The sequence below is a fragment of the Kitasatospora papulosa genome, from assembly GCF_000717245.1.
GTDB lineage: Bacteria > Actinomycetota > Actinomycetes > Streptomycetales > Streptomycetaceae > Streptomyces > Streptomyces papulosus.
In genome coordinates this window covers 124,567-148,141 of the sequence record NZ_JNYQ01000003.1, presented here as the reverse complement: position 1 = coordinate 148,141, position 23,575 = coordinate 124,567, and the positions used below count along the sequence as shown (strand labels likewise).

Genomic DNA, 23,575 nt, shown 5'->3' with positions numbered 1-23,575 from the left:
CGGCTCCCGGGGCGCGATGTCGTCGGCCCTACGAGAGTTCCCGCTGACCCCTGTCCTCCGCCGAGGGGGACAGGACGGTCATGGGCAGCAACTGGGGGCGTTTCGCGGTGCGTCCGTCACCCGAGGACCGGGCGCGCAGGCGGCGTCCGAGCCACGGGCCGAGGAACGCGGCCGCCCAGCGCAGCTCGGCTCCCGCCGTCCGCCAGCCCGTGGGAACGGTCTGCGGCGGCAGGGGAAGTGACCAGGCGTCGTCGCTTCCCGGCAGGCCGATGGTGTGTGCGGTGGCCGCGGCGATCCGCTCATGGCCGAGAGGGCTGGCGTGAAGGCGGTCCGCACCCCATAGCCGTGGATCGGTCGCGACCGCCGATCGGCCCGTCTCGACGACCGTGACCCCGTGGCGGCCGGCCGCGGCACGGATGCGGTCGTTGAGATCCAGGAGCCGGGGCCTGACCGGCCGGGCGAGCGGCACGATCCTCGACACGTCGGGGAAGGTCAGCGTCACGACATGGGCCCCGGTCCGCGTGAGCGCGGCGAACATCTCCTCCAGGTGCCCGGTCACCTCCGCGGCGTCGAAGCGGGGCCGGAGCACGTCGTTGACCCCGGCGACCACGGTCGCCAGGTCGGGCCGCAGGGCCAGGGCGGGCCCCAGCTGTTCGGCTCGGACCTGGCCGGCGAGGCGGCCGCGTACCGCGAGGTTGGCGTACAGGATCTCCGAGCCGCCGGCGGCGAGGTGTTCGGCGAGCCGGTCGGCGAAGCCGCGCAGGCCGACGGTGTCGTCCCCGTCGCCGAGCCCTTCGGTCTGGCTGTCGCCCAGGGCGACGTAGCGCAGGTACTCACCGTTCGGCATGGTTCGACTGCCTTTCCCTGAGGATGCCTGCGATCCGGAGGCACCAGGTCAGGTGCTCCTGCTCGAAGGCCAGGCCTCGCAGGCATGTGAGGTACGGCCCGATCCGTGCGCCCCGGAGGAGGAATTCCTCCTCGTCGACGTCGCCGCGCAGTTGACGGAGCAGCGCGCCGAGGAGTTCGATCTTGGCCTCGGCCGCGGACGCCCGCTCCTCGAGTTGTCCGATCACCGACGCTGTGCCAACGCGGTCGGCGACCTGGACCTTCACCAGCAGGTCGTCGCGGATGAACGAGGGCTTGGCCGCGGTTTCGGCGAACGCCTCCAGCTCGGCGCGGCCGGCGTCGGTGACCCGGAACAGCCGCTTGTTCGGCCGGGTCTCCTGGACCACCTGCCGCCCGGAGACCAGCCCTTCCTTCTCCAGCTTGGCCAGCTCGGCGTACAGCTGCTGCGGCAGGGCGTGCCAGAAGTTCGCGACGCCGATGTCGAAGGCCTTCGCCAACTGGTATCCGCTGTACTCGCCGTCCAGCAGTGCCGCGAGCACCGCATGCCGCAAGGCCATCGACCCTTCCCTTTCCTCGTTCTCCGCTGCATCATACTCAACAAACTGATTAGTCATATTCTTGAGTAATGGGAGAGGCCATGGAGACTGCCGAACGCTTCCGCGAAGCCGTGGAGAAGGGTGAACTCGAAGCGCTCGGAGCGCTGTTCGCGGAGGACATCCGTCTCTACAGCCCCGTGAAGTTCACGCCCTTCGAGGGCAGGCCCATGGTGCTGGGACTCTTCGGGGTCCTGCTGCGCACCTTCGAGGACTTCCGCTACGTCGGAGACTTCGAGGGCACGGCGGAGACCAGCGGCGACGGTGAGGCGGCCCGGTCGGCGATCCTGGTCTTCCGGGCCACGGTGAACGGCAAGGAGATCCACGGAATCGACCTGCTCCAGTTCGACGAGGCGGGCCTGATCAAGGAGTTCACCGTGATGGTCCGGCCCCAGTCGGCTGTGCACGCCCTGGGGCAGGCGGTGCTCGAAGGCCTGGTCGCCGACGGCCTCGCCCCCCGGGCCGTCGACCGTTAGACGTCCTTTCCCACCGCTCGGCGGCGCCGGCTGGAGGGTGTGCCGGGAGAACGTCGCGTAACGCGTGCGCGGACGACGTCCTTACTCGCTCGTCGGGGCCGGCTGAACACATGCGTGTGGCCCCCACCGGAGGGTGGGGGCCACCATGGTCGACCGGCGCTTCCGCTGCGGGCCGGTACGGGAAGGGTTCAGGCGTCCTGCCTGGCCCGTGCCATCTCGCGCACCCGTCCCCGGACGAGGAACCAGCCACCCACCAGCGCCGCGGCGATCAGTGGCACGAGGGTCACGGTGGTCCTGCCGACCCCGCCGCCCCACCACATCAGGAAGACCACGCCCACGAGGAACAGCAGGGTGACGATCTGTGTGTACGGGGCCCACGGCAGGCGGTAGGCGGGCCTGGTGGCCCGGCCGTCCTGCGACCGGTACCAGAAGGCCAGGGAGCAGAGCATGATCATGCCCCAGGTGCCGAGGATCCCGATGGACGCGAAGTTCAGCACGATCTCGAACGCCTGGCCGGGCACCACGTAGTTCAGCCCGACGCCCAGCACCCCGAAGCCCGCGGTCAGCAGAATGCCGCCGTAGGGCACCTGCCCCTTGTTCATCAGCCCGGTGAAGCGGGGCGCGGAACCCGAGAGCGCCATGGAGCGCAGGATGCGGCCGGTGGAGTAGAGGCCGGAGTTCAGGCTGGACAGGGCGGCCGTGAGCACGACCAGATTCATCACGCCGGCCGCGCCCGGCACCCCGAGCTTGTCCATGACGGTGACGAACGGACTCTGGTCCCCGGAGTACGCGGTGTAGGGAAGCAGCATCGCGAGCAGGACCACCGAGCCCACGTAGAACAGCCCGACCCGCCACATGATGGAGTTGATCGCGCGGGGCATGATCTTCTCGGGGTTCTCCGTCTCACCGGCGGCGACGCCGCACAGCTCGACCGAGGCGTAGGCGAAGACGACGCCCTGGATCACGAGCAGCATCGGAAGCGTGCCGACAGGAAAGACGCCGGTGTCCGAGACCGTGCTCAGCCCGGGGGTGTGGCCGTCCACCGGATGCTGGGTGACGACGAGGAAGATGCCGACCAGCATGAAGGCGACGAGTGCCGCCACCTTGATGATCGCGAACCAGAACTCCATCTCGCCGAAGTACTTCACCGAGATGAGGTTGGCCGTGAGCACCACGGCCAGGGCGATCAGCGCGAGGACCCACTGGGGGATGTCGCTGAACATGCCCCAGAAGTGGGCGTACGTCGCCGCCGCCGTGATGTCCGCGATCGCTGTGGTCGACCAGTTGAGGAAGTAGAGCCAGCCGGCCGCGAAGGCGCCCTTCTCGCCCATGAACTCACGGGCGTAGGACACGAAGGCGCCGGAGGACGGGCGGTAGAGGATCAGCTCACCCAGCGCACGCACGACGAAGAACGCGAAGACACCGCAGACGGCGTACGCGATGGCGAGGGAGGGACCGGCGTCGGCGAGGCGGCCGCCCGCGCCCAGGAAGAGCCCGGTGCCGATCGCGCCGCCGATGGCGATCATGTTGATGTGGCGGGACTTGAGGTCCTTGCTGTAACCGGCGTCACCGGCGTCCACGTGGGGGGAAGTCGTCGCCGGCGTGCCGGCGCCGAGCTGATCGGCTGCCTTGATGCTGCCGTCACTCATGTAGGGGGGTCGCCTTTGTGAGGGGGGAGATGGTCGGTCCCGGCCGGGCCCGTGGGGGGTGGGCATCCGGCGATGGCTCGAAGGCGCATGATCAGGAACCCTGTGATTCTGGCAGCGCGGTGAGCCTGGCGAAAACAAATCTGAGGTATTTCAGAGGTTTCGGCTGGGTAAAGTGGCCTCGGATGAGTGGGAGGGCCGGACCGGGTGACCGGCGCCGCTCTCCCGGGACGGCCCTGCCGCGAGCACGGCCGCCGTTACCCGTGTCCGACCTGGGAGAGTGGCTCCATGAACGACATGTGGACCGGCGCCAAGGTGCGCCTCCGTGGAGTCGAGCCGGAGGACTGGAAGGGATTCCGGGACCTGGCCCGGAACACCGTCGACGCGCGCGCGGCCGACCAGGTCGAGCCTCCGCGCTCCGACGAGAGCTACAGGTCCTGGACCGCTGACCGCGCCGGGCGGCCTCCTGGCGGCGAAGCGTTTCGGCTGGTGATCGAGGCGCTGGCCGAACGTGTCTTCGCGGGGTCCGTGACCGTCGGGGAGACCGACAACCGAGCCGGACGGTTCAGGACGGGCATCGAGGTGTCCCGTGACCACCGCGGGAAGGGCTACGCGACCGAGGCCACCGAGCTGATCCTCACCTACATGTTCGGGGAGCAGCGCCTCAACAAGTGTGAGGTGGAGGTCCATGCCTTCAACGAGGCGTCCCTCGCCCTCTACCGCAGGCTGGGATTCGTCGAGGAAGGACGGCTTCGCCAGCACGAGTACTTCGCGGGCGGGTACCACGACTCGGTGCTGCTGGGCATCACCGCCGACGAGTTCTGGGCCACGCGCCGACGTCCTTCGGTCCGGTGACCCGCGGGAGGCCAGGGTGTCTGCGTCCCCGGCGCCGCCTCACACAGGCCGTGCCGCCCCGCCGTCCTCGACGGGGATACCCAGCCGTCCGGCCACGGTGGCCAGGGCGGTGCCCAGCGGGAGCGCGATGCGGGTGACGGCGTGCCGGTCGCCCCGGGTCACGTCGCGGTTGACGATCAGCACCGGCTTGCCGTCCTGAGCCGCCTGGCGGACGAACCGGAGCCCGGACATGACGGTCAGCGACGACCCCAGGACCAGCAGTGACGCCGCCCCGCGGACCAGTTCGCGGCACTGCTCGACCCGTCGCGCGGGCACGGTCTCGCCGAAGAAGACCACGTCCGGTTTGAGGACGCCTCCGCAGACCGTGCAGGGCAGCACATGGAAGTCCCCGACCTGTTCGTCGGTGAGGTCGGCGTCGCCGTCCGGATTGATCGCCGTGGCCACCGGCCGGAAGCCCGGATTGGCCTCCTCCAGCCGTCGGGCCAGTTCACGGCGGAGACTGAAGTCGCCGCAGGTGAGGCAGACGACCCGGTCCAGGCTCCCGTGGAGTTCCACGACACCCTCGCTGCCGGCAGCCTGGTGCAGACCGTCGACGTTCTGGGTGATCACGCCGGAGAGCATGCCCTCCCGCCCGAACGCGGTCACGGCCCGGTGGCCCGCGTTGGGGCGGGCGCGGCCGAAGGTGCGCCAGCCGAGGTGGCTGCGGGCCCAGTAACGGCGCCGGGCCTGGGGGCTGGAGGTGAAGTCCTGGTACGTCATGGGCGTGTGCCGGCCGAGGCTCCCGCCCTCGCCCCGGTAGTCGGGGATGCCCGACTCCGTGGAGATGCCCGCCCCGCTGAGGACGAGCACGTCACCGGCGCTCAGGGCCTCGGTGACCGGTCCCAGATCCGTGGTGCCCGGCGACACGTCTTCGGTAGGGGTCCAGCTCAGGGTCGGGCGCATACGCATGCCCCCAGGGTACGGAAGGCGCGTCAGGGACGGCGGCCGTGCCCGCCGAGGAGCGCCACAGGGGCCGGTTCCCGGCGGCGCCCTTGCCGGCACGGTCCTCCCCGGCGGTCCGGGACTCCGTCGACTGAACCGGTGGCCACGGCCCGTCCGCGGGTGACGCACCGGCGGACCGTAGGGTACTGCCTCGTGCCTCGACTCGAGATATCCGATCTGATCACCGCCGTGGATCCGCGCACCGGCCGCCGGCTCCCCGTCCGGCGGGCCGAGGTGATCCGACAGCTTCGCGGGAGCGGCGACGCACGCGCGGCCGCGCTCGTCGCCGGCCTGCCCGTGGACGCCGACGGCATACTCGACCCACTCGCCGTGGACCGACTCCTCATCAGCGTGCACACGGAACTGCAACGCCTGAACGAGGAGCTCCGCATGGCCGATCGCCTGGTTCACGTACTCGGTCCGCTCTTCGCCGCGATCCGCACGACCACCGGACAGCACGGGCCCTTCCGCCTCGTGGACATCGGCTGCGGCCTCGGCTACCTGATCCGCCGGCTGGCCTCCACCAACGCCCTCGGCACGGACGTCGAGCTGATGGGGGTCGACCTCGACGCCTCCCTGGTGGGCGAGGCCGGCCGTCTCGCCCGCGCGGAGGAGCTCGACTGCGCCTTCGTCCACGGCAATGCCTTCGCCCTGCCCGAGGCGGCGACCGTCTACGTGTCCACGGGCGTCCTCCACCACTTCCGCGGTCCCGACCTGGCCACGTTCTTCCAGGCCCAGGCCGCCTCACCGGCACAGGCCTTCTGCCACTTCGACATCGCCGCGACCGGCCTCGCGCCCATCGGCGCCTGGATCTTCCACCGCGCCCGGATGCGCCATCCCCTCGGCCGCCACGACGGCGTGGTCTCCGCGCAGCGCGCACACAGCGACGAGACGCTGCTGCGCGCCGCCGATGTGCCCGGCATCCGGCCCCTGCTCTACGAACCGCGGAGCGTGGCGAACCCGTTCTGCACCACGTTGCGTCCGGTCATCGGGGTGCGTCCGCCGCTGGAGGCGCCCTTCCGGCTGGCCCTCGGGCGGGCCGCGCGCCGTCTGGCCGGTCCCGAGCATCTCGCCGGGGCCACCCGGTGACGCCCGCAGTGCCGCTCCTGCTCCTGGGGATGGCTGACGCCGCGTTCAGCGGCTTCCGTGCCTACGCCGGTCGCGACGCGCGCATCCGTAAACACCGGTCGATCATGCGTGCCGCGCTGCGCGGGCTGGCCGTCGGGTGCGCCCTTCTCCTCGCCCCCGTGCTGACCGCGGGCGTCGTGCTGCTGGCCGCGCCGGACCAGGCCCGGACCTACGGCACCCTCACTGCCGGCGGTGTCGGCTACCTGCTCCCCCTCGCCGTCTACGCCACCGCCGTGCTGCTCTCGCTCGCCGCCTACTTCGTGCTGCCCTTCCGTGCCGGCACCCTCGCCATGGTCGTCGGCCTCGGCCCGCTGACCCTGCTGCGTCCGCCGGCCGTGGTGGCCGCCTGTCTCGGTGCGGTGCTCAACGGCGGGGGCTGGTCGTCCCTGCTGGTCGGTGCGATCGCGGGCGCCGCGGTGCTGTGCGTGGAGCCGGTGGTGCACCGGTGCTGGTACCACCAGGTGCTGTGAGGAGACCGGGCGCGCGCTGTGCGGCGGCTCTCAGCGGTCGACGCAAGGGGTCGACCGTGAACACCCCCCGGGCCGGCGTCTCAGCCCGGTGCCGCGGATCGGGACGCTTGACGTGCAGGAGCCATCGCCCAGCGGATCGCGGTGGTCAGAGCCCGCCCGGTCGGGGTCACGCATGCCTCGCCCACGCCGGACAGCCGGGGCAGATCCAGCGACGTACGGGCCCAGCGGGGGAGAGCGGCCACCGAGTTCGCGGCGAGGACCGCATAGGGTGCGCGGGCGGCCCAGGGCAGGGGCGGGTGCAGCAGGATGAAGCGTGCCGCCTCGCGCGCCTCTCTCGTGGAGCGCAGTTCAGCACGGTACGAACCGAGCCGGGCGACGAGCTCCGCCCGGCTGCGCGGAGGATCGATGACGCCGAGGGCCTCCGCCACATGTGCGGTGTCGGCGACGTAACCGTCGTAGCCGGCGGCGTCGAGCGGCTCGGCACCGAAGCGCCGGTGGGCGAGCAGGAAGCTCTCGACCTCGGCCACGTGCACCCAGCCGAGAAGGTGGGGATCGGAGGCGTCGTAGGGCTCGCCCGCGGGGGTCGTTCCGCGCACCGTGCCGTGCACGGCACGAACCCGGTCGACCGCCTGCTGTGCGTGGTCCGCTGTCCCGTACGTGGTCACGGCGAGGAAGGTGCTGGTGCGCTGGAGCCGGCCCCAGGGATCGCCGCGGTAACCGGAATGGGCCTCCACGGCCGCCATCGCCAGCGGGTGCAGGGACTGGAGGAGGAGCGCCCGAAGACCACCGATGAACATGGACGCGTCGCCGTGGACGGTCCTGATCGGCCGGTCGGGGCCGAACCAGCGGGGGCCGGGTGTTCCGTGGATGCGGGCGCGGTTCTCCGGCCCCGCGGGGCCGGCTACCCGGGCGAAGACCGCGCTGCCGAGCCGTTCCCGCAGGCCGGGTGCGGCACCAGTGGACGAGTCCATGGGCCCAGTATGCGCTCGCGGACCCACGTACGGCCGGGCGGCGCCTCCGGACGGAGCGGCGTCACCACCGCCGCTCCGCTCACGCCCCGCGGCGTGCGGCCCAGACCTTCCGCTCCGTGCGCACGCTCAGGTCGGTGCGGCGCAGGATGCTTCGAGGGCCGTCGGTGTCGAGGAGCTGGTCGAGGGCGGCCAGGTCCTCGGGCGAGAGCGATTCTGCGGCGGCACCGCGGATGCGCTGCAGGGTGCCCAGGGCATAGCGGGGGATCGCCTCGGTGCGGGCTCCTTCGATGTCCACCTCGACGGTGCGCGCGCCTTCGACGGTGAAGCCGGCGGCGGTCAGCATCGGTCCCCAGTCGGCACCACGGTGTGGCACGTGCTCCGCGTGGAGGTGGTCGGTCGCGGTGTGACAGCGCTCCTCGAGACCGGGCCGCTCCTCGGGCGCGTCCGGAGGCAGGAAACGGGGGAAACCGGCCAGCTCGACGACGGCGAACAGGCCGTCGGGTGCGAGCACGTCGTGGACCTGGCGCAGTGTGCGGTCGGGCTCGGCCATGTGGTGCATCGAGGCGGAGGCCCAGATGAGCCCGGGTGTTCCCAGATCGGGCCAGTCGGCGGCGTCGAGATCGGCCCGCACCGTGCGCACACGGCCCTCCACCCCATCGGCGCCGGCCTTCTCCCTCAGCCGCTGCAGGTGCTCGGCGGATGAGTCGACCGCCGTGACGTGCGCCTCGGGGAAACGGGCCAGGAGAGCGAAGGTGCCCGCGCCCGTTCCGCAGCCCAGGTCCACGATTTCCCGCGGGGACGCCTCGACGGGCAGCCATGCGGTGATGGAGGCGGTGTGTTCGGCGAGGACTTCGGCGTCCAGGTCGAGGATCTCCGCCTGGCCGCCCGGGTCGGCGGCGTGGTCAGGGTGGTGGGCGTGGTGGCCGGGGGAGTGCGGGTGTCCGTGGGTCATGCCCTCACGCTAGGCGGGCCATGCGCCAGGAGCACAATAAGTTGCTGAATACGCAAGTGGATGACCGTCAGGTGTGCCGAACACGCATGACGCCCGCCGCGGAGGTGGTCACGAGCGGGAGCCGTTCGACGCGCGGCGCTCCTCACCACCGGGGCGGTCCTCCTCACGCTGATGGCCGCGGCGGGCGTCGCGGTCGAAGATCCCCAGGATCTCGCAGGGGCCGCCCTCCGCGCCGATGGCGTGCGGAAGCATGGTGGGGAACTCCGCGGCCTGGTCGGTCTCCACACGGAAGCGGCGATGCCCCAGCATGAGGACCGCGGTACCGGACAGGACGACGAGCCATTCCCGGCCGGGATGCGCGCGCATGCGCGCGGGATTGTCCGGCGGCGGCTCCGTCATACGCTGGCGCACGACGCTCATGCCCGGGTCTCCTTTGACCGCCCAGCGCATCAGGCCGTGGGCCGCGTCGATCGTCGGGCTGGTGACTACATCGTCGGAAGCCGTCTCGACCAACTGGTCCAGCGACGTGTCCAGCGCACGAGCGAGGGTCACCAACTGATCCAGCGCGAGGCGCCGCCGGCCGTTCTCGATGCGGGAGAGCGTGGACTGACCGATGTGCGCACGGCCGGCCAGTTCCTCCAGCGACCAGCCCTGGGCCACGCGCAGAGCGCGGATCCGTTTGCGTACGAGGCTGTCCAGTTCGTCATCGTTCTGCGTCACGGGCGACATCGTAGGCACAGCATGTGGTGCGCTCCCTCGCCCCGTTCGCGTGCCGGGACGGACCGGGCGTGCCGGAGTGAACGGGCAGGAGGAGCGGCCTCCTCCATCGTGTGATGGAGGGGCTCGGTCAACAGGCCACGAGCCGGGCGGCGTCGCCCACGAACACGGCCCGGCCGGCGGCGATCCGGCGTTCCCGGCCTGGGCCGGGACGCGCCAGCCGGTCCAGCGCGCCGAGCAGCGCGGCATCGCCGGCGGCGTACTCGGAGATACCCGCCTCGGCCATCTCGCGCACGCCCTCCACGCCGTGACCGGGGATCGGACGGTATCCGACGACCGGCACCCCGGCGGCGAGGGCCTGCACCGCGGTCTGCCCCGCCGCGTTGTCGACCAGGGCGCTCGAAGCGGCCATCAGGTCGGGCAGATCGTCGATCCAGCCCAGCGGCAGCACGCCGGGGAGCCTCGCGGCGTCGGCCCGCAGCCTTTCGTCGTTGCCGCACAGCAGCACCGGCAGGTGGCCCGCGTCGGCGAGCAGGCGCGCGGTGGCGGTGAGCCCCCGGCCGACTCCCCAGGCACCGGCGGACACCAGCACCACCGGCCGGCCGGGTCCGATCCGTGCCAGCTCGGTACCCCAGCGGGACGGCTGCCGCCCGGGAGCCTGCCGGCCCTCGGCGGTGAAGGCCGCCGGTACGACCGGGCCGCACACCTTCGCCGGGCGTCCGGTCGCGGCCGTGACGCGTGCCGCGGCGGCATCGGTCACGCACAGATAGAGGCTGTTGTCCGGGTGGAGCCACTGCCGGTGCACGGCGAAGTCGGTGACCACGACGGTGCTCGGTGGACAGTCACCGCCATGGGCCGCCCGCAACCGCCCTGTCGCCTGGGCGGCCTGATGGAAGGTGGAGACGAGGGCGTCCGGGCGCCACCGGTCGACGACGCGGCGCAGGCGTGGCGCGAGTGCCGCTGCCAGCGGGGCGGCGGCCGTCGGCCGGCCGTCTCCGCCACCGCCGCGCCCGCGGTCCTGGAAGAGCTTCGAATAGACCGTCTGGTAGGCCCAGGGGCAGCGGCGGAGTGCCGTGCGGTACGCGGCGCGAAGCCCACGGCCGGCACCGTGGGGGAGCAGGCTCAGGAGGTCCACGCAGGAGGCCTGGTGACCGTCGGTCCTCAGGCGTCCCGCCAGTTCGGAAGCGACGGCGTCGTGACCCGCGCCCATGCTCGCACTGATGATCAGAAACCTGCTCATTCCCGTATGTTCCCCGCACGGCGGCCCGTGTGCCAGACACGGACCGGGTGAGCCGTTAGCCCAGTGCGGTCACGCGCGTTTGCCGGTGCACCCGTTGCACCGAAGGATGACTGCGTACGGTCCGGTGCACCCGGGCTCGGAACGGAGCCCCGCGTGGCCGGTGGCCACGGAGGACGGAAGGCCCATGCGCGCGAGCCCAGCACCACGCAGCAGTCCGGCGGCCGGAGCCGATGAGGCGCCGTCGTGCGCGGGCGGCCGCCCCGCCCCGGGCCGGCGGCGGGTCGTGCTGATCACGGGCGCCTCGTCCGGCATCGGTGCCGCGGTCGCCTCCCGGCTCTCGGCGGGCGGCCGATGGGAGCTGCTGCTCAACGGGCGGGACGAGGAGCGGCTCGGTGCGGTCGCCGACCGCACCGGCGGTGTCGCGCTGCCGATGGACCTGGCCACTCCGGAGGGCTGCCGGAAACTGGCCGAGGCCGCTCTGGCACGCGTTGACCGGATCGACGCGCTCGTCGCCGCCGCGGGGCTCGGGTGGGCGGGTGCCTACACCGACATGACACCCGCCGTGGTGAACCGTCTGGTCAGCGTCAACGTCGGTGCCGTGCTCCATCTCGTCAACCTGGTGCTGCCGCACATGGTCACGCGCGGATCGGGCCGGCTGGTCCTGCTCGGCTCCGTCGCCGGCCGGTTCGGCGTACGGGGCGAGGCGGCGTACGCGGCCACGAAGGGCGCCCTGATCCCCTTCGCGGAGAGCCTGCGCTACGAACTCCGGGGCACAGGCGTCCATGTCTGCCTGGTCCAGCCCGGCCCCGTCGACACCCCGTTCTTCGCGCACCGGCGCACCCCTTACACCCGCTCCTGGCCGCGGCCGGTGCCCGCCGGGCGCGTCGCCGCCGCGGTCGAGGAAGCCCTGACCGGGAGGCGGGGCGAGATCACCGTGCCGCGCTGGCTGGGAGCCCCCGGCCTGGTCCAGGGTCTGGCCCCACACCTCTTTCGCCGGCTGGCCACACGCTTTGGCTGACCGGGCCCCTCGACACCGACACGGTCGCGGAGGGCGCAGGACATGATCATCCTCTCCGTCGTCATGGCACTGCTCGCCGCGCTGGGCAACGCGGCGGCCTCCGTACTGCAGCGCCACGCCGCGGCGGCCGACCTGGCCGACACGGCGGGCGGACGGTTCGGCTTCGTACGCCGCCCCGCCTGGCGCTGGGGGGCGGGGCTCCTGGCCCTCTCCGGGGCGGCGCAGGCCCTGGCCCTGGCGACGGGACCGCTGGCGGTGGTGCAGCCGGTTATGACGACCGAGCTGCTGTTCACGCTCGTACTGGCCGCTGTCGTCTTCCGGTGGCCGCCGGGCGGCCGGACCTGGGCGGCGTTCCTCGGGATGGCGCTGGGGCTGGCCGCCTTCCTCCTGCTGGCCGGTCCGACCGGCGGCACGGAGACCGTCCCGCCGAAGAGGTGGCTGATCAGTGCCGTTCCCGCCCTTGCCGTGTCGATCCTGCTGGTCGTGGTGGGCAGGAGACTGCGCGGGGCGGCGCGCGCGGCGGTGCTGGGATCGGTCACCGCCATCGGCTTCGCCTTCACCGCGGCACTGATCAAGGACACCCTCGGCCTCGTCTCCGGCGGTGCCGGGGACGTCTTCACCCGGTGGCAGATCTACACGGCCGCAGGGGTCGGCCTCGGCTCGTTCCTGATGCTGCAGGCCACGTTGCGGGCCGGTTCCCTGGCCGCGTCCCAGCCGGCCCTGACTCTCGGCGACTCCCTGTTGAGCGTGATCCTGGGAATCTCACTGTTCGAGGAACGGGTCGACCTCGGCTGGCGGGCGCTGCCGGAAGCGGCGTCGCTCGGCCTCGTCGCGTTCGCCTGCGTACAGCTGAGCAGGTCCCCCCTGGTCTCGGGCGAGGAGGCCCAACGATGGTGAGACACCCCGGCTCCGTCGGCGCGGGCGTGCTGGCGGGAGCCCTGGGAGCGGCTGCCGCGTGGCACGTCGGCCCCGCCGCGACGTGGCTGCCGCCCGTACGGAAGATCCTCAGCCCCTCGTTGGACGGCAGGGGCCGCCCCGACCACGTGGCACTGACGTTCGACGACGGACCTGACCCGGACAGCACCCCGCACTTCCTGCGCGTCCTGGCGGAGCACCGGGTACGGGCAACCTTCTTCCTCGTCGGCGCGTCGCTGATCCGCCATCCCGCCCTCGGCCGGGCCCTCGTGGCGGCAGGACACGAGGTCGCGGTGCACGGCTGGCACCACGACCGGCCCTGGTTCCCGGCGCCCCTGCGCGACGTACGGGAGGTGGGCCTGGCCGCCGACGCGGTCCGGCAGATCTGCGGGTCGGGCCCGCAGTGGTACCGGCCGCCCTACGGCATCCTCACCGGCGGCCGGCTGGCGGCAGCACGTCGCGCGCGACTCCGGCCGGTGCTCTGGTCGGCATGGGGCCAGGACTGGACGGCGCGAGCCGACGCCCGCTCCGTGACGGCATCGGTCCTGAAGGACCTGACCGGCGGAGGCACCGTGCTGCTGCACGACGCGGACCGGTGGAGCGCGCCGGGCGCGTGGAGGGCCACGCTGGACGCACTGCCCGTCCTGCTCGCCGAGTGCCGACGACTCGGTCTGCGCGTGGGACCACTGCGCGAGCACGACATCGAGCGCGGCCAGGAGCGTCCCCCTCCGCACCCCACGCAGCGACCTGCATCCCGGTGAACACGGCCCGGTGAGTACCCAGCCCCCCGGCGAACCGCCTGCCGGGCCGGCCGGACGGCCCGCTCCGCGTGACTGCTGCGAACCGGCGTGGACGGCGCGCCGGAAGGGGCGTGGGCGCGGTACGGCAGTGATCCGTGCGGTACTCCGCGCGCCCTGCCCGGGCCCTCCGGGCCGCAGCGATGATGAGCACACCGCACGTGATCCGAGCGACTCCGCACACCTGTCCCCGGCAGGTGGAACTACGGTGGAAGGAACCCACGTTGTTGCTGCTCATCTCTCCTGACAGCGTCGAGGAAGCACTCGACTGCGCGAAGGCCGCCGAACACCTCGACATCGTCGATGTCAAGAAGCCCGACGAGGGCTCGCTCGGCGCGAACTACCCGTGGGTCATCAGAGACATCCGCGCCGCCGTCCCGGCGGACAAGCCGGTGTCCGCCACCGTGGGAGACGTCCCGTACAAGCCGGGCACGGTGGCCCAGGCCGCGCTCGGAGCGGCTGTGTCGGGTGCTACGTACATCAAGGTCGGCCTCTACGGGTGCACGACGCCCGAACAGGCCGTCGAGGTCATGCGCGGGGTCGTCCGCGCCGTGAAGGACTACCGTCCGGACGCGTTCGTCGTCGCCTCGGGCTACGCGGACGCCCACCGGATCGGCTGCGTCAACCCGCTCGCACTGCCCGACATCGCCAGGCTCTCCGGCTCCGACGCGGCCATGCTCGACACCGCGGTCAAGGACGGCACCCGGCTGTTCGACCACGTACCGCCCGACGCCTGCGCGGAGTTCGTCCGGCTGGCCCACGAGGCCGATCTGCTCGCCGCCCTGGCCGGCAGCATCAAGGAGGAGGACCTCGCGACGCTGACCGGCATCGGCACGGACATCGTGGGAGTGCGCGGAGCGGTCTGCGAACGCGGAGACCGGACCACCGGAAGGATCCAGCCGCAGCTGGTGGCAGCCTTCCGGGCGGAGATGGACCGGCATGCCCGCGCGTACGCGGCGACCGCGAGCTGATCACCCGGCATGCCGACGCGACAACCCACCCGCGCGCCCGGGGGCCGTGCCGAGTGCTTCGACGTGCTCGACCCCGCGACGGGCGAGCCCTTCGACGAGGCCCCCGACCACGACCCGGACACGCTGGACGCCGTCGTCGACGCGGCGCACGTCGCCTGGCGCGAGTGGCGGTCGGACCCCGCCACCCGCACCGGTGCGCTGCTCGCGGCAGCCGACGACGTCGAGGCCGCCGGGGCCGACCTGGCCCCCCTGCTCACCCGTGAACAGGGCAAGCCCCTGTCCGAGTCGTACGCGGAGGTCGCCCGGACGGCGGCCCGTCTGCGCTATTTCGCCGAGCTGGACCCCGGCTCACAGCCCATCACGGACGGGCGGCCGGTACGCAGCGAGATCCGCTGGCGCCCGCTCGGCCCGGTCGCCGCCATCGTTCCGTGGAACTTTCCCCTCCAACTCGCCTCGGCGAAGTTCGCGCCCGCGCTCGCCGCGGGCAACACGGTGGTCCTCAAACCTTCGCCCTGCACCCCCCTCGCCACACGGCTGCTGGGGTCGGTCCTGTCCAGCGCCCTCCCCGAGGACGTACTGACGATCGTCACCGGGGGCGAACCCCTCGGCGCCCGTCTCGCCTCCCACCCGGGGATCCGCCATGTGACGTTCACCGGCTCGATCCCCACCGGACGGGCCGTCGCGAAGAGCGCGGCGGCCTCACTCACCCGCGCGACCGTGGAGCTGGGCGGGAACGACGCCGCCGTCCTGCTGGAGGACGTGGACGTGGAACGCGTCGCGGACCGGCTGTTCTGGGCCGCTTTCCGCAACTGCGGACAGGTGTGCATGGCGGTCAAGCGCGTCTACGCCCCGGCCCGGATCTACTCCCGGGTGGTCGAAGCCCTCGCGCATCGCGCGAGGACCGTGGTCGTCGGATCCGGCCTCGACCCCGTCTCGGAGCTCGGGCCGGTGAACAACGCCGACCAGCTGGCCCGGGTCGAGCGGTACACGGCCCAGGCACTGTCGGACGGCGCCCGAGCGGCGGCGGGCGGGCACCGCCTGGACCGGCCGGGTTACTTCTTCGCTCCCACCATCCTGGCCGATGTCCCGTCCACCAGCCGTGTGGTGACGGAGGAGCAGTTCGGCCCGGTGCTGCCGGTGCTGCCGTACACCAGCGTCGACGAGGCCGTCGAAGCGGCCAACGGCACCGGTTTCGGGCTGGGCGGCTCGGTCTGGGGCACCGACCTCGACCGGGCCGAGGCGATCGCCGACCGGCTGGAGTGCGGGACGGCCTGGATCAACCATCACGCCGAACTCTCCCTCGCCCAGCCCTTCGCGGGTGTCAAGGAGAGCGGTGTCGGCGTCGCGGGAGGCCCCTGGGGTCTCTACGGCAATCTCAGGCCCTTCGTCGTGCACCGTCCGGACCGTCCGGAGGAGGCATGACGAAGAGGTTCGAGGCGGCGGTACTGCGCTCCTACGGGAAGCCCTTCGCGGTCGAGGAGGTGGCCCTGCACGAGGAACCGGCCGACGGCGAGATCCTGGTCAGGATCGCGGGCTGCGGGATGTGCCGGACCGACCTCGCGGTCCGGAGCTCGGCGGGCCGCACACCGCTTCCCGCCGTGCTCGGTCATGAGGGCGCAGGGGTGGTGGTGGGGACGGGCGGCCCGGACACCGGTCTGAGCACCGGCGACCACGTCGTGCTGAGCTTCGACTCGTGCGGTCGCTGCCGCAACTGCATGGGCGCGGCACCGGCCTACTGCGACTCCTTCGCCTCGCTCAACCTCTTCGGGGGACGGAAGGAGAACGCCGCACGGTTCACCGACGCGACCGGGGGTGAACTGGCCCCCCGATGGTTCGGCCAGTCCTCGTTCGCCGAGTACGCCATGGTCAGCGCACGCAACGCCGTCCGGGTCGATCCCGCCCTGCCGGTGGAGCTGCTGGGGCCGCTCGGTTGCGGCTTCCTCACCGGGGCCGGAGCCGTTCTCCACTCCTTCGGTGCCGGTCCCGGCGACACCGTGGCCGTGTTCGGCGCCGGAGCGGTGGGCCTTGCCGCGGTGATGGCGGCCACCGCCGCCGGAGCGGTGACCGTGGCCGTCGACCGGCATCCCGAACGGCTGGCCACCGCCGAGCGGTTCAGTGCGATTCCCCTGCACGCCTCGACGGCCGACCTGCCCGATCGCATCCGGCGGCTCACCGACGGCGGCACGCGGTACGCACTCGACACCACGGGCTCACCCGAGATGATCAACGACGCGCTCCAGGCCCTGCGCCCGACCGGCCATCTCGGTCTGGTCGCACGGATACGCACACCGCTCCCGCTCCGGCCGGGCTCACTGGACCGAGGCCGGAAGATCTCCCACATCTGCGAGGGAGACGCGGTCCCGGGACTGCTGATTCCGCGGCTGACGGAACTGTGGCGGGCCGGGAAGTTCCCCTTCGACCAACTGATCCGTACCTACCCGCTCGCCGACATCAACGAGGCCGAGCGTGACTGCGACGCCGGCCGGGTGGTCAAGCCCGTCCTGATCCCGTGAGGGAGGGGCCGAGGAACGGCCCCCAGGGCCGCAGCTCGCGGGCCGACCGCGGATCCGGCACGCGCGGCGGCCCCGCGTCCCATTTTTCGCACAGAAGGAGAGCACATGGTCGACACGGTTCGTCGGAACACGGATCTGGAGGGCGTGGCAGGGGGCATCGGGCTCACCGCCCTCCTGGTCGCCGCCTCACGGGCGATCGAGACCCACCGCCACGACAGCCTGGCACGCGACATCTACGCCGAACACTTCGTGCGCGCCGCACCGGCGTCCGCGGACTGGCCGGTCCGCATCCAACAGGTCCCGGACGGTGACGCGAACCCGCTGTGGGGGCGTTTCGCTCGGTACTTCGGTCTGCGTACGCGCGTCCTCGACGACTTCCTCCTCCAGGCGGTGCACGCCGGAGCCCCTCGCCAAGTGGTGCTGCTCGGCGCGGGTCTGGACGCACGGGCGTTCCGGCTCGACTGGCCGGCCGGCTGCGTGATCTTCGAGATCGACAAGCCGGGAGTGCTGGATTTCAAGCACGACGTACTCGACGGACTGTCGGCAACGTCGAAGGCGGCGCGCGTCCCGATCCCGATCGATCTGCGCGCCGACTGGGTCACCGCGCTGACCGACGCCGGCTTCGACCCGGCCGCCCCGAGCGTATGGCTGGCGGAGGGGCTGCTGTTCTACCTGCCCATCACCGCCGAGACCTATCTCATCGACACGGTCGACCGGTTGAGTACGGGAGGAAGCGCACTGGCCTACGAGGTGAAGCTCGAGAAGGACCTGCTGGAATACCGCGAGAGTCCGCTCTACACCTCCACGGAGCAGCAACTCGGCATCGACCTGCTCAACCTGTTCGACGGTGGACCACGGCCCGACTCCGCAGGAGACCTGGAGGGCAGGGGCTGGTCCACATCGGTCCACACCCCCTTCGACTTCACCCGTCGGCACGGACGCGGCCCCCTACCCGAGCCGAACGACGCACTGGAGGGCAACCGCTGGGTCTTCGCGAACAAGTCCCCATCCTGACCGAGCGTCAGAGAGCTGCCTGGACGGGGAGACACGGTCGGGACAGGGGGATCCGGGCCGCCCCACGGCGTCCGGTTGCGGGGTCGAGTGGCGAGGGCGTCTGCCATGCAGGAACCGCGCTTGCCGCTCGGCCGCCCGCGAGGTGTCATGAGCGGCATGGCGCAGAAGGGGGAGGGGGTTCCGGATCATCGGGTCGGTGTGGACCAGGCGCGTCTCGTCACGGGAAAGCGGTTGACGGTTCCTGTGGCCTGAAGCAGCCGCCGCACGGCCGTCGACGGCGAGGCCAGCACGACCTGGATGTCGTGAGCGTGAGGGGTCAACAGCGCACGCAGGAAGGCGACGTCGGCAAAGGTGACGGCCGAGCAGTCGATCACGATGCGCCAGGCCCGCTGCCGGCAGGCGTCGTCGAGCACATCGGCCAGTGGGCCGGTGGTGGCCTCGTCGAACTCTCCCGCCACGTACAGCTGCCATTCACCTCCTGTGTACGCCTCCCGGTACGCGGTGAGCTCAGCCCCGCCGTTGTGGTGCCGAGTCCTGTGCACCGTGAGCATCGCCGCCCTCCTTCCGTAGCCGTACGACGGCCATGATCGGTTGCTCGCTGACGGCCCCCCTCGGATCCTCGGGGTGCCCACGCCCCGGTCAGCAACACCCCTCACCCGGGCTGGTCCCGTCAGGGTTTCGCGACAGAGGCTTCGACGGTTCGTTTCCTGACCTTCTCCGAGTGAGCTCCGTGAGAAGGGGGGAGGCATCACAGACACGGCGTGCCCCGTGAAGCCGCAGCACGAGCCGTGTGATGGCGCGGTGGTCCCGGTCTTTCGGCGCCGCCGCTCGTCGCCTGCCCGGAACCGGACGGCGTACCGTGAGTCGGGGACCCGCACCGGGCTCCGCAGCCGCGGGTGGAGGGGAAGTTGGAGACGGAGCGTTTCGACAGCGGGAGCCTGGAGGCGACCGAGGCGTTTCTGTCGCGGGCCTACACACCCATGAGGATCGGCGGACGGCCGCAGGACACGAGGACCCGCATAGTCCGCAACGCGGCCGAAGGGCTTGTCGTCGATCGACTCGACTTCGGCTACACCATGACCTACGACGCCGACCAGCTGGACGCGATCTGCCTGATCACCGTGCACAAGGGCAGCATGGTGGACACCACGGACGGTCGGAACGACGTCTACGGCCCCGGGGAGACCTTCCTCATCGCCCCTCCTGACCGCCCCTACACCGGTGCCCTCCACTCGGCCCGCTACACCATCACCATGTTCGACCCCGCCCTGCTCGACCGCGTTGCCGCCGCGGGCGCGAACTCCGACGGACCGGTTCGGCTCACCGGCCAACGCCCGGTGGACGCGGCCGCCAACCGGCGCCTGGGCAGCACCGTCGCCTTCCTCCGGGACCAGGTGCTCACCGGCCCGGCCGTCGAGGGCCTCGTCGTCGCCACCGCCGTCCAGCACCTGGCAGCGGTGACTCTGAGCGCGCTGCCCAGCATCACGGCCCAGGAGGAGGACCACCGCACCGACAGCCGTGACGCGCACACCGAGACCCTCCGCAGGGCGAAGGCCTTCATCGAGGAGAACGCGCACCGCACCATCGGTCTGGCGGACATCGCGGCCGCCGCGTTCGTCACCCCCCGCGCCGTGCAGTACGCCTTCAGCAGACACACCGACACGACGCCCCTGGGCCACCTGCGCCACGTCCGGCTCACCCGGGCCCACGTCGATCTGGTGAAGGCCGACCCGCACGTCTCCAGCGTGACGCGGATCGCGGCGGCATGGGGCTTTCCGCACGTCGGACGCTTCGCCGCCGCCTACCGGCGGCACTACGGTGTGACCCCCGCCGTCACCCTTCGCGCTCACGACTGAGCGGCGGATCGACCTGATCCGGCCGGGTGTCGTCACGGCCGGACCATCAGCGATCAGGCAGGCTGAGCGCGGTCGCACAGGTCCTGAGCAGCCGCCGGCGTACGCCGCGGGTGTCCTCGGCGCCGTCGAAGGGCGCCGATGCCCAGGACCTCCGGTGTGGGAGCGACGTCAGATGCGTACAGCGGCCTCGTAGGAGCCGACGGTACCCATCGACTCGTAGCGGACATAGGCGCCCGGGTACGGGGCGTGCAGCACGGTGTTGTTGCCGGCGTAGAGGCCCACGTGCGAGGTGTTGCTGAAGAACACCAGGTCGCCCGGCTTGAGTTGACTGCGCGCGATGCGGGTGCCCTGGTTGATCTGCGTGAACGTGGTCCGGGTGATGTCGGCGCCGGCCTGCGCGTAGGCCCACTGGGTCAGACCCGAGCAGTCGAAGGAGCCGGGACCGGTCGCTGTACGGACGTACGGCATGCCGACCCGGGTGCTCGCAGCCTGGAGGGCGGCGGCGCCGAGCGCCGATGCCGGGGCCTCGTCGCCGAGCCCTGCGCCTCCGTGCGCTGCTGCGCGAGGGTGCGCTGCTTCGCCTGGATCTTCTGGAGCGACTCGGCCTGCTTGGCCGTCAGCTGGTCGAGCGCGGATGCCTGGTCCAGGAAGCTGTCCGGGTCCGAGGAGAGCAGCCTTCGCCTTGACCTCGCTCTTGGTCGGCTTCGGGTCGGCGTGGGCCGCCTGGGAGGTCAGGGCCACGGCCGCGGCGGCGGTCGCGGTGAGCACGGTCACCCGGGCGCGGCTCGGCTGTTTGGGACGGCGGTGGGACGCCACGATGGCGAGCTCCTTCGTTCTCGAGCCCGCCTGCCGGGTCGTGGGGGACGACGAACGGATCCCCGGCTCCGTGCAGGTCACGGACTCGGCGGTTCCTTCGCAGCCACCCCGGATAGGTGAGCAATCGCGCGAAGGTTCGATGGCTGACCTTAGTAATCGTCCTGTGATCTACGCAATCTTCACAGGAGGAATGTCGACACGTGGGGGACTTCTTTACCCTCATCGCACGCCGTGTAGCCGGGACTTGACGATCCGTCCCGCTTGGCCGCGGCGCTGCGATCCGGCCCGGATGTGGGGGTGTTGTGGGGTTCGCGGTCACGCGGCACGGTGGACGGGTGCGCCAGAGTGCAGCTCGGCCGTCCGTGACCCCGGCGCGTCTCCGCCGCGTTCCACGGGGGACGGCGCGCCGGACTTCCTCAGTGGGCGTCACCGTGATGGAGGCGGTGGTGCAGTTCCCGTACCTCGTCCACCAGCTCGGGCACAGGGCCGTCGGCGGGCACGCCCGGCGCCACCTCGTTGATCGGCAGCGCCCTGACCGGGGGAGGGGGTACGCCCCAGTCGGCCAGCCACTGGCTCAGCTGCCGGGACGACGCCACGTAGACGATGCGGCCCAGGCCGACCCAGGCGTGCGCCGCCGCGCAGCGCGCGTCCTGGCCGGCGGTGCGTCCCGCCCGGCGAAGGGCGGGACGCACCGCCGGTACCGTCGTCTCAGAGTGTCCTGAGCGCGGGGTCGGAGACGCCCGGAAAGCCGTTCTCCACGTGCCCGGCGAACCGGCGCAGGAAGGCGGGGTCCGCGTCGGAGACGACCTCGACGTCGTACCAGCGGGCGCCGGCCCGCAGATCGACCGTGTGGGTCACGGTCGCACCGGGATTGACCTTGAACGTCTGGGGCGCTCCACCGTAGGTGTTGGTCACCGTCAGGTTGACGGCGGTCGAGGCGGAATTGGTCATGCTGAGCGTCAGGTTGCCGCTCGTGCTCACATGGCGGGCGGTGACTTCGGGCCCGCCCGTCTTCACCGGGCCACGCCAGGTGCGCAGGAAGCCGTTGGGGCCCCAGACCGTCAGGTCGATCCGGTTACCGGTGGAGCTGCTGGTGCTCCAGGTGTCCGAGAGGGTCTTGCCCGCCTCGACCGTGTAGGGCCAAGGGCCGTCCGTGCGGTTGCCCGAGGTGCTGTGGAAGTGGGCGCCCAGGGTCGGGCCGCCGGCGAAGGTCAGGGTGAACTTCCCGGTGGAGACGGTGGCCCGGCCGTCCACGTACGGGCTGTAGCCGAGGGCGCGGGTCGGCTTGGAGCCCGCCTCCTGCCTGGGGAGTGCGCCCGTGGGCGGCGGGGTCGGGTGGTAGGACGGATGGCGGTTCCTGTCCGGCGGCGTGTATCCGGCGGTCGAGGGGAGGACCGGGGGAGCCGCGTCCGCGCGGCCGAACTCGAAGGCGGAGGTCAGGTCCCCGCAGACGGCGCGGCGCCAGGGCGAGATGTTGGGCTCCCGGACTCCGAAGCGCTTCTCCATGAAGCGGATCACCGAGGTGTGGTCGAAGGTCTCGGAGCAGACGTAGCCGCCCTTGCTCCACGGCGAGACGACGATCATCGGCACGCGGGGGCCGAGCCCGTACGGGCCGGCCGCGTAGTTCCCGCCCCCCGGATACAGGTCCTTGGACACGTCCGCCGTGGACAGTCCCCACGCCGAGGAAGCCGGCGGGTACGGCGGGACCACGTGGTCGAAGAAGCCGTCGTTTTCGTCGTAGGTGAGGAACAGGGCGGTCTTCGCCCACACCGCCGGGTTCGCCGTGAGCGCGTCCAGGACCTGGGAGATGTACCAGGCACCGAAGTTCGTGGGCCAGTTGGAGTGCTCGCTGAAGGCCTCGGGTGCGGCGATCCAGGAGATCTTGGGGAGCGTCCCGCGGGTCACGTCCGCGCGCAGCTTGTCGAAGTACGTGCCGCCCGCCTTGACGTCGGTGCCGGTGCGGGCCTTCTCGTACAGGGCGCTGCCGGGCTGGGCGTTGCGGTAGCTGTTGAAGTAGAGCAGGGAGTTGTCGCCGTAGTTGCCGCGGAAGGCGTCGTTGATCCAGCCCCAGGACCCGGCCGCGTTCAGACCGTCGCCGACGTCCTGGTAGACCTTCCACGAGATCCCGGCGGACTCCAGTCGCTCGGGGTAGGTCTTCCAGCTGTAACCGGCTTCCTGGTTGCCGAGCACGGGGCCGCCGCCCGTGCCGTCGTTTCCGGTGTGTCCGGACCAGAGGTAGTACCGGTTGGGATCGGTGGCTCCGATGAACGAGCAGTGGTAGGCGTCGCACACGGTGAACGCGTCGGCGAGGGCGTAGTGGAACGGGATGTCGTTCCGCGTCATGTACGACATGGTCGTGGCCGTCTTGGCCGGTACCCATCTGTCGTACTTTCCGTTGTTGTAGGCCTGGTGGCCGCCGGCCCAGTCGTGGTCGAGCCCTTCCAGGAACTGCATCCCGAGGTCGGCCACCTGCGGGTTGAAGGGCAGGACGTCCTTCGTGCCGTTCGACTGGTGGAAGACGGACCTGCCGTTGTCCTGGAGCACCGGCCTCGGATCCCCGAAGCCGCGTACCCCCTTCAGTGACCCGAAGTAATGGTCGAAGGAACGGTTCTCCTGCATGAGGACGACGATGTGCTCGATGTCCTGGATCGTTCCCGTGCTGCCTTGTGCCGCGATGGCGGTGGCCCTCGCGATGCTCTCGTTCAGCATCGTGAAGGCGGCGGTGCCTCCGGCTATCTGCAGGAACCTGCGACGGTCGAGCTCTGTCATGGGTGGCGACCTCTGGGTGGTGGGGGGGATC

The 23,575-nt window shown here is 71.6% G+C and carries 22 protein-coding genes and 2 pseudogenes; 12 read left to right on the top strand and 12 right to left on the bottom strand.

Features of this window, described 5'->3' with window-relative positions:
• Nucleotides 1-28: 28 nt before the first annotated feature.
• Together IA22_RS0109120 and IA22_RS0109115 are read right to left on the bottom strand one after the other, a co-directional pair.
• Nucleotides 29-847, bottom strand: a complete 819-nt coding sequence (locus IA22_RS0109120) for an SGNH/GDSL hydrolase family protein (RefSeq protein ID WP_014158079.1) — start codon at nucleotides 845-847, stop codon at nucleotides 29-31.
• The gene (locus IA22_RS0109115) at nucleotides 834-1,403 is read right to left on the bottom strand and encodes a PadR family transcriptional regulator (protein ID WP_014158080.1); all 570 of its coding nucleotides are present in this window, start codon (nucleotides 1,401-1,403) and stop codon (nucleotides 834-836) included. Before IA22_RS0109115 ends, IA22_RS0109120 begins: the two co-directional genes overlap by 14 nt.
• 80 nt (nucleotides 1,404-1,483) lie before the next feature.
• Here IA22_RS0109115 and IA22_RS0109110 point away from each other — a divergent pair, with 80 nt between their 5' ends.
• Nucleotides 1,484-1,915, top strand: a complete 432-nt coding sequence (locus IA22_RS0109110) for a nuclear transport factor 2 family protein (protein ID WP_014158081.1) — start codon at nucleotides 1,484-1,486, stop codon at nucleotides 1,913-1,915.
• A gap of 188 nt (nucleotides 1,916-2,103) precedes the next feature.
• On the opposite strand, the gene IA22_RS0109105 is transcribed toward IA22_RS0109110, so the two are convergent.
• Nucleotides 2,104-3,564, bottom strand: a complete 1,461-nt coding sequence (locus tag IA22_RS0109105) for an amino acid permease (RefSeq protein WP_030123260.1) — start codon at nucleotides 3,562-3,564, stop codon at nucleotides 2,104-2,106.
• 285 nt (nucleotides 3,565-3,849) lie between these two features.
• On the opposite strand from IA22_RS0109105, the gene IA22_RS0109100 reads away from it, so the two are divergent.
• Nucleotides 3,850-4,416: a GNAT family N-acetyltransferase gene (locus IA22_RS0109100; protein WP_014158083.1), complete on the top strand. Its 567-nt coding sequence runs from the start codon at nucleotides 3,850-3,852 to the stop codon at nucleotides 4,414-4,416.
• 39 nt (nucleotides 4,417-4,455) lie between these two features.
• Here IA22_RS0109100 and IA22_RS0109095 read toward each other — a convergent pair whose 3' ends face one another.
• Entirely contained in the window at nucleotides 4,456-5,364 is a 909-nt protein-coding gene (locus IA22_RS0109095; protein ID WP_030123259.1) for an NAD-dependent protein deacetylase, read from the bottom strand.
• A 186-nt stretch (nucleotides 5,365-5,550) separates the two neighbouring features.
• On the opposite strand from IA22_RS0109095, the gene IA22_RS0109090 reads away from it, so the two are divergent.
• The gene (locus tag IA22_RS0109090) at nucleotides 5,551-6,486 is read left to right on the top strand and encodes a class I SAM-dependent methyltransferase (RefSeq protein ID WP_030123258.1); all 936 of its coding nucleotides are present in this window, start codon (nucleotides 5,551-5,553) and stop codon (nucleotides 6,484-6,486) included.
• A 29-nt stretch (nucleotides 6,487-6,515) separates the two neighbouring features.
• Entirely contained in the window at nucleotides 6,516-6,995 is a 480-nt protein-coding gene (locus IA22_RS0109085) for a hypothetical protein (RefSeq protein WP_245229558.1), read from the top strand.
• An 80-nt stretch (nucleotides 6,996-7,075) separates the two neighbouring features.
• Here IA22_RS0109085 and IA22_RS0109080 read toward each other — a convergent pair whose 3' ends face one another.
• The 4 genes from IA22_RS0109080 to IA22_RS0109065 form a co-directional block, all read right to left on the bottom strand.
• On the bottom strand, nucleotides 7,076-7,966 hold the full coding sequence (locus tag IA22_RS0109080; RefSeq protein ID WP_014158087.1) for an oxygenase MpaB family protein: 891 nt from the start codon (nucleotides 7,964-7,966) through the stop codon (nucleotides 7,076-7,078).
• 79 nt (nucleotides 7,967-8,045) lie between these two features.
• Nucleotides 8,046-8,918 carry a class I SAM-dependent methyltransferase gene (locus IA22_RS0109075; protein WP_014158088.1) on the bottom strand — a complete coding sequence of 291 codons (873 nt, stop codon included), beginning with the start codon at nucleotides 8,916-8,918 and terminating at the stop codon, nucleotides 8,046-8,048.
• 108 nt (nucleotides 8,919-9,026) lie between these two features.
• On the bottom strand, nucleotides 9,027-9,647 hold the full coding sequence (locus IA22_RS0109070) for a helix-turn-helix domain-containing protein (protein WP_014158089.1): 621 nt from the start codon (nucleotides 9,645-9,647) through the stop codon (nucleotides 9,027-9,029).
• Between the two features lie 118 nt (nucleotides 9,648-9,765).
• Nucleotides 9,766-10,875 carry an MGDG synthase family glycosyltransferase gene (locus IA22_RS0109065; protein ID WP_030123256.1) on the bottom strand — a complete coding sequence of 370 codons (1,110 nt, stop codon included), beginning with the start codon at nucleotides 10,873-10,875 and terminating at the stop codon, nucleotides 9,766-9,768.
• Nucleotides 10,876-11,059: 184 nt separating this feature from the next.
• On the opposite strand from IA22_RS0109065, the gene IA22_RS0109060 reads away from it, so the two are divergent.
• The 7 genes from IA22_RS0109060 (at nucleotide 11,060) to IA22_RS0109030 (ending at nucleotide 18,103) form a co-directional block, all read left to right on the top strand.
• A complete protein-coding gene (locus IA22_RS0109060) occupies nucleotides 11,060-11,893 on the top strand; it encodes an SDR family NAD(P)-dependent oxidoreductase (protein WP_030123255.1) in 834 nt (277 codons plus the stop codon).
• 42 nt (nucleotides 11,894-11,935) lie between these two features.
• Nucleotides 11,936-12,790: a DMT family transporter gene (locus tag IA22_RS0109055; protein ID WP_030123254.1), complete on the top strand. Its 855-nt coding sequence runs from the start codon at nucleotides 11,936-11,938 to the stop codon at nucleotides 12,788-12,790.
• Nucleotides 12,784-13,569, top strand: a complete 786-nt coding sequence (locus IA22_RS0109050) for a polysaccharide deacetylase family protein (RefSeq protein ID WP_030123253.1) — start codon at nucleotides 12,784-12,786, stop codon at nucleotides 13,567-13,569. The genes IA22_RS0109055 and IA22_RS0109050 overlap by 7 nt, the downstream gene beginning before the upstream one ends.
• 260 nt (nucleotides 13,570-13,829) lie before the next feature.
• Nucleotides 13,830-14,576 (top strand): (5-formylfuran-3-yl)methyl phosphate synthase, encoded by a 747-nt coding sequence (locus IA22_RS0109045; protein ID WP_030123252.1) that lies wholly within the window; start codon nucleotides 13,830-13,832, stop codon nucleotides 14,574-14,576.
• A gap of 9 nt (nucleotides 14,577-14,585) precedes the next feature.
• The gene (locus IA22_RS0109040; RefSeq protein WP_030123251.1) at nucleotides 14,586-15,998 is read left to right on the top strand and encodes an aldehyde dehydrogenase family protein; all 1,413 of its coding nucleotides are present in this window, start codon (nucleotides 14,586-14,588) and stop codon (nucleotides 15,996-15,998) included.
• Nucleotides 15,995-17,089, top strand: coding sequence for an NAD(P)-dependent alcohol dehydrogenase (locus IA22_RS0109035; RefSeq protein ID WP_015575793.1), 1,095 nt, complete (start codon nucleotides 15,995-15,997; stop codon nucleotides 17,087-17,089). The genes IA22_RS0109040 and IA22_RS0109035 overlap by 4 nt, the downstream gene beginning before the upstream one ends.
• 105 nt (nucleotides 17,090-17,194) lie before the next feature.
• On the top strand, nucleotides 17,195-18,103 hold the full coding sequence (locus IA22_RS0109030; RefSeq protein WP_030123250.1) for a class I SAM-dependent methyltransferase: 909 nt from the start codon (nucleotides 17,195-17,197) through the stop codon (nucleotides 18,101-18,103).
• Nucleotides 18,104-18,288: 185 nt separating this feature from the next.
• Here the strand turns inward: IA22_RS0109030 and IA22_RS0109025 are convergent, their stop codons facing one another.
• Nucleotides 18,289-18,654 carry an STAS domain-containing protein gene (locus IA22_RS0109025; RefSeq protein WP_014158098.1) on the bottom strand — a complete coding sequence of 122 codons (366 nt, stop codon included), beginning with the start codon at nucleotides 18,652-18,654 and terminating at the stop codon, nucleotides 18,289-18,291.
• 357 nt (nucleotides 18,655-19,011) lie between these two features.
• Here IA22_RS0109025 and IA22_RS0109020 point away from each other — a divergent pair, with 357 nt between their 5' ends.
• Nucleotides 19,012-19,959, top strand: coding sequence for a helix-turn-helix transcriptional regulator (locus IA22_RS0109020; RefSeq protein ID WP_014158099.1), 948 nt, complete (start codon nucleotides 19,012-19,014; stop codon nucleotides 19,957-19,959).
• 168 nt (nucleotides 19,960-20,127) lie between these two features.
• On the opposite strand, the pseudogene IA22_RS34020 reads toward IA22_RS0109020, so the two are convergent.
• From IA22_RS34020 to IA22_RS0109005, 3 genes and pseudogenes are all read right to left on the bottom strand, one after another.
• A pseudogene (locus tag IA22_RS34020) lies at nucleotides 20,128-20,775 on the bottom strand (C40 family peptidase).
• A 416-nt stretch (nucleotides 20,776-21,191) separates the two neighbouring features.
• Nucleotides 21,192-21,416, bottom strand: a pseudogene (locus tag IA22_RS0109010) (hypothetical protein); the annotation flags it as partial.
• Between the two features lie 67 nt (nucleotides 21,417-21,483).
• On the bottom strand, nucleotides 21,484-23,544 hold the full coding sequence (locus IA22_RS0109005; RefSeq protein WP_030123249.1) for a phosphocholine-specific phospholipase C: 2,061 nt from the start codon (nucleotides 23,542-23,544) through the stop codon (nucleotides 21,484-21,486).
• Between the last annotated feature and the right edge of the window lie 31 nt (nucleotides 23,545-23,575).

Bases quoted from the DNA above. Each gene is read 5' to 3' on its own strand.
- IA22_RS0109005 (WP_030123249.1), bottom strand. From the start codon at position 23,544: ATGACAGAGCTCGACCGTCGCAGGTTCCTGCAGATAGCCGGAGGCACC.
- IA22_RS0109055 (WP_030123254.1), top strand. From the start codon at position 11,936: ATGATCATCCTCTCCGTCGTCATGGCACTGCTCGCCGCGCTGGGCAAC.
- IA22_RS0109095 (WP_030123259.1), bottom strand. From the start codon at position 5,364: ATGCGTATGCGCCCGACCCTGAGCTGGACCCCTACCGAAGACGTGTCG.
- IA22_RS0109060 (WP_030123255.1), top strand. From the start codon at position 11,060: ATGCGCGCGAGCCCAGCACCACGCAGCAGTCCGGCGGCCGGAGCCGAT.
- IA22_RS0109120 (WP_014158079.1), bottom strand. From the start codon at position 847: ATGCCGAACGGTGAGTACCTGCGCTACGTCGCCCTGGGCGACAGCCAG.
- IA22_RS0109050 (WP_030123253.1), top strand. From the start codon at position 12,784: ATGGTGAGACACCCCGGCTCCGTCGGCGCGGGCGTGCTGGCGGGAGCC.
- IA22_RS0109040 (WP_030123251.1), top strand. From the start codon at position 14,586: ATGCCGACGCGACAACCCACCCGCGCGCCCGGGGGCCGTGCCGAGTGC.
- IA22_RS0109115 (WP_014158080.1), bottom strand. From the start codon at position 1,403: ATGGCCTTGCGGCATGCGGTGCTCGCGGCACTGCTGGACGGCGAGTAC.
- IA22_RS0109110 (WP_014158081.1), top strand. From the start codon at position 1,484: ATGGAGACTGCCGAACGCTTCCGCGAAGCCGTGGAGAAGGGTGAACTC.
- IA22_RS0109035 (WP_015575793.1), top strand. From the start codon at position 15,995: ATGACGAAGAGGTTCGAGGCGGCGGTACTGCGCTCCTACGGGAAGCCC.
- IA22_RS0109025 (WP_014158098.1), bottom strand. From the start codon at position 18,654: ATGCTCACGGTGCACAGGACTCGGCACCACAACGGCGGGGCTGAGCTC.
- IA22_RS0109065 (WP_030123256.1), bottom strand. From the start codon at position 10,875: ATGAGCAGGTTTCTGATCATCAGTGCGAGCATGGGCGCGGGTCACGAC.
- IA22_RS0109100 (WP_014158083.1), top strand. From the start codon at position 3,850: ATGAACGACATGTGGACCGGCGCCAAGGTGCGCCTCCGTGGAGTCGAG.
- IA22_RS0109070 (WP_014158089.1), bottom strand. From the start codon at position 9,647: ATGTCGCCCGTGACGCAGAACGATGACGAACTGGACAGCCTCGTACGC.
- IA22_RS0109080 (WP_014158087.1), bottom strand. From the start codon at position 7,966: ATGGACTCGTCCACTGGTGCCGCACCCGGCCTGCGGGAACGGCTCGGC.
- IA22_RS0109030 (WP_030123250.1), top strand. From the start codon at position 17,195: ATGGTCGACACGGTTCGTCGGAACACGGATCTGGAGGGCGTGGCAGGG.
- IA22_RS0109075 (WP_014158088.1), bottom strand. From the start codon at position 8,918: ATGACCCACGGACACCCGCACTCCCCCGGCCACCACGCCCACCACCCT.
- IA22_RS0109105 (WP_030123260.1), bottom strand. From the start codon at position 3,564: ATGAGTGACGGCAGCATCAAGGCAGCCGATCAGCTCGGCGCCGGCACG.
- IA22_RS0109085 (WP_245229558.1), top strand. From the start codon at position 6,516: ATGGCTGACGCCGCGTTCAGCGGCTTCCGTGCCTACGCCGGTCGCGAC.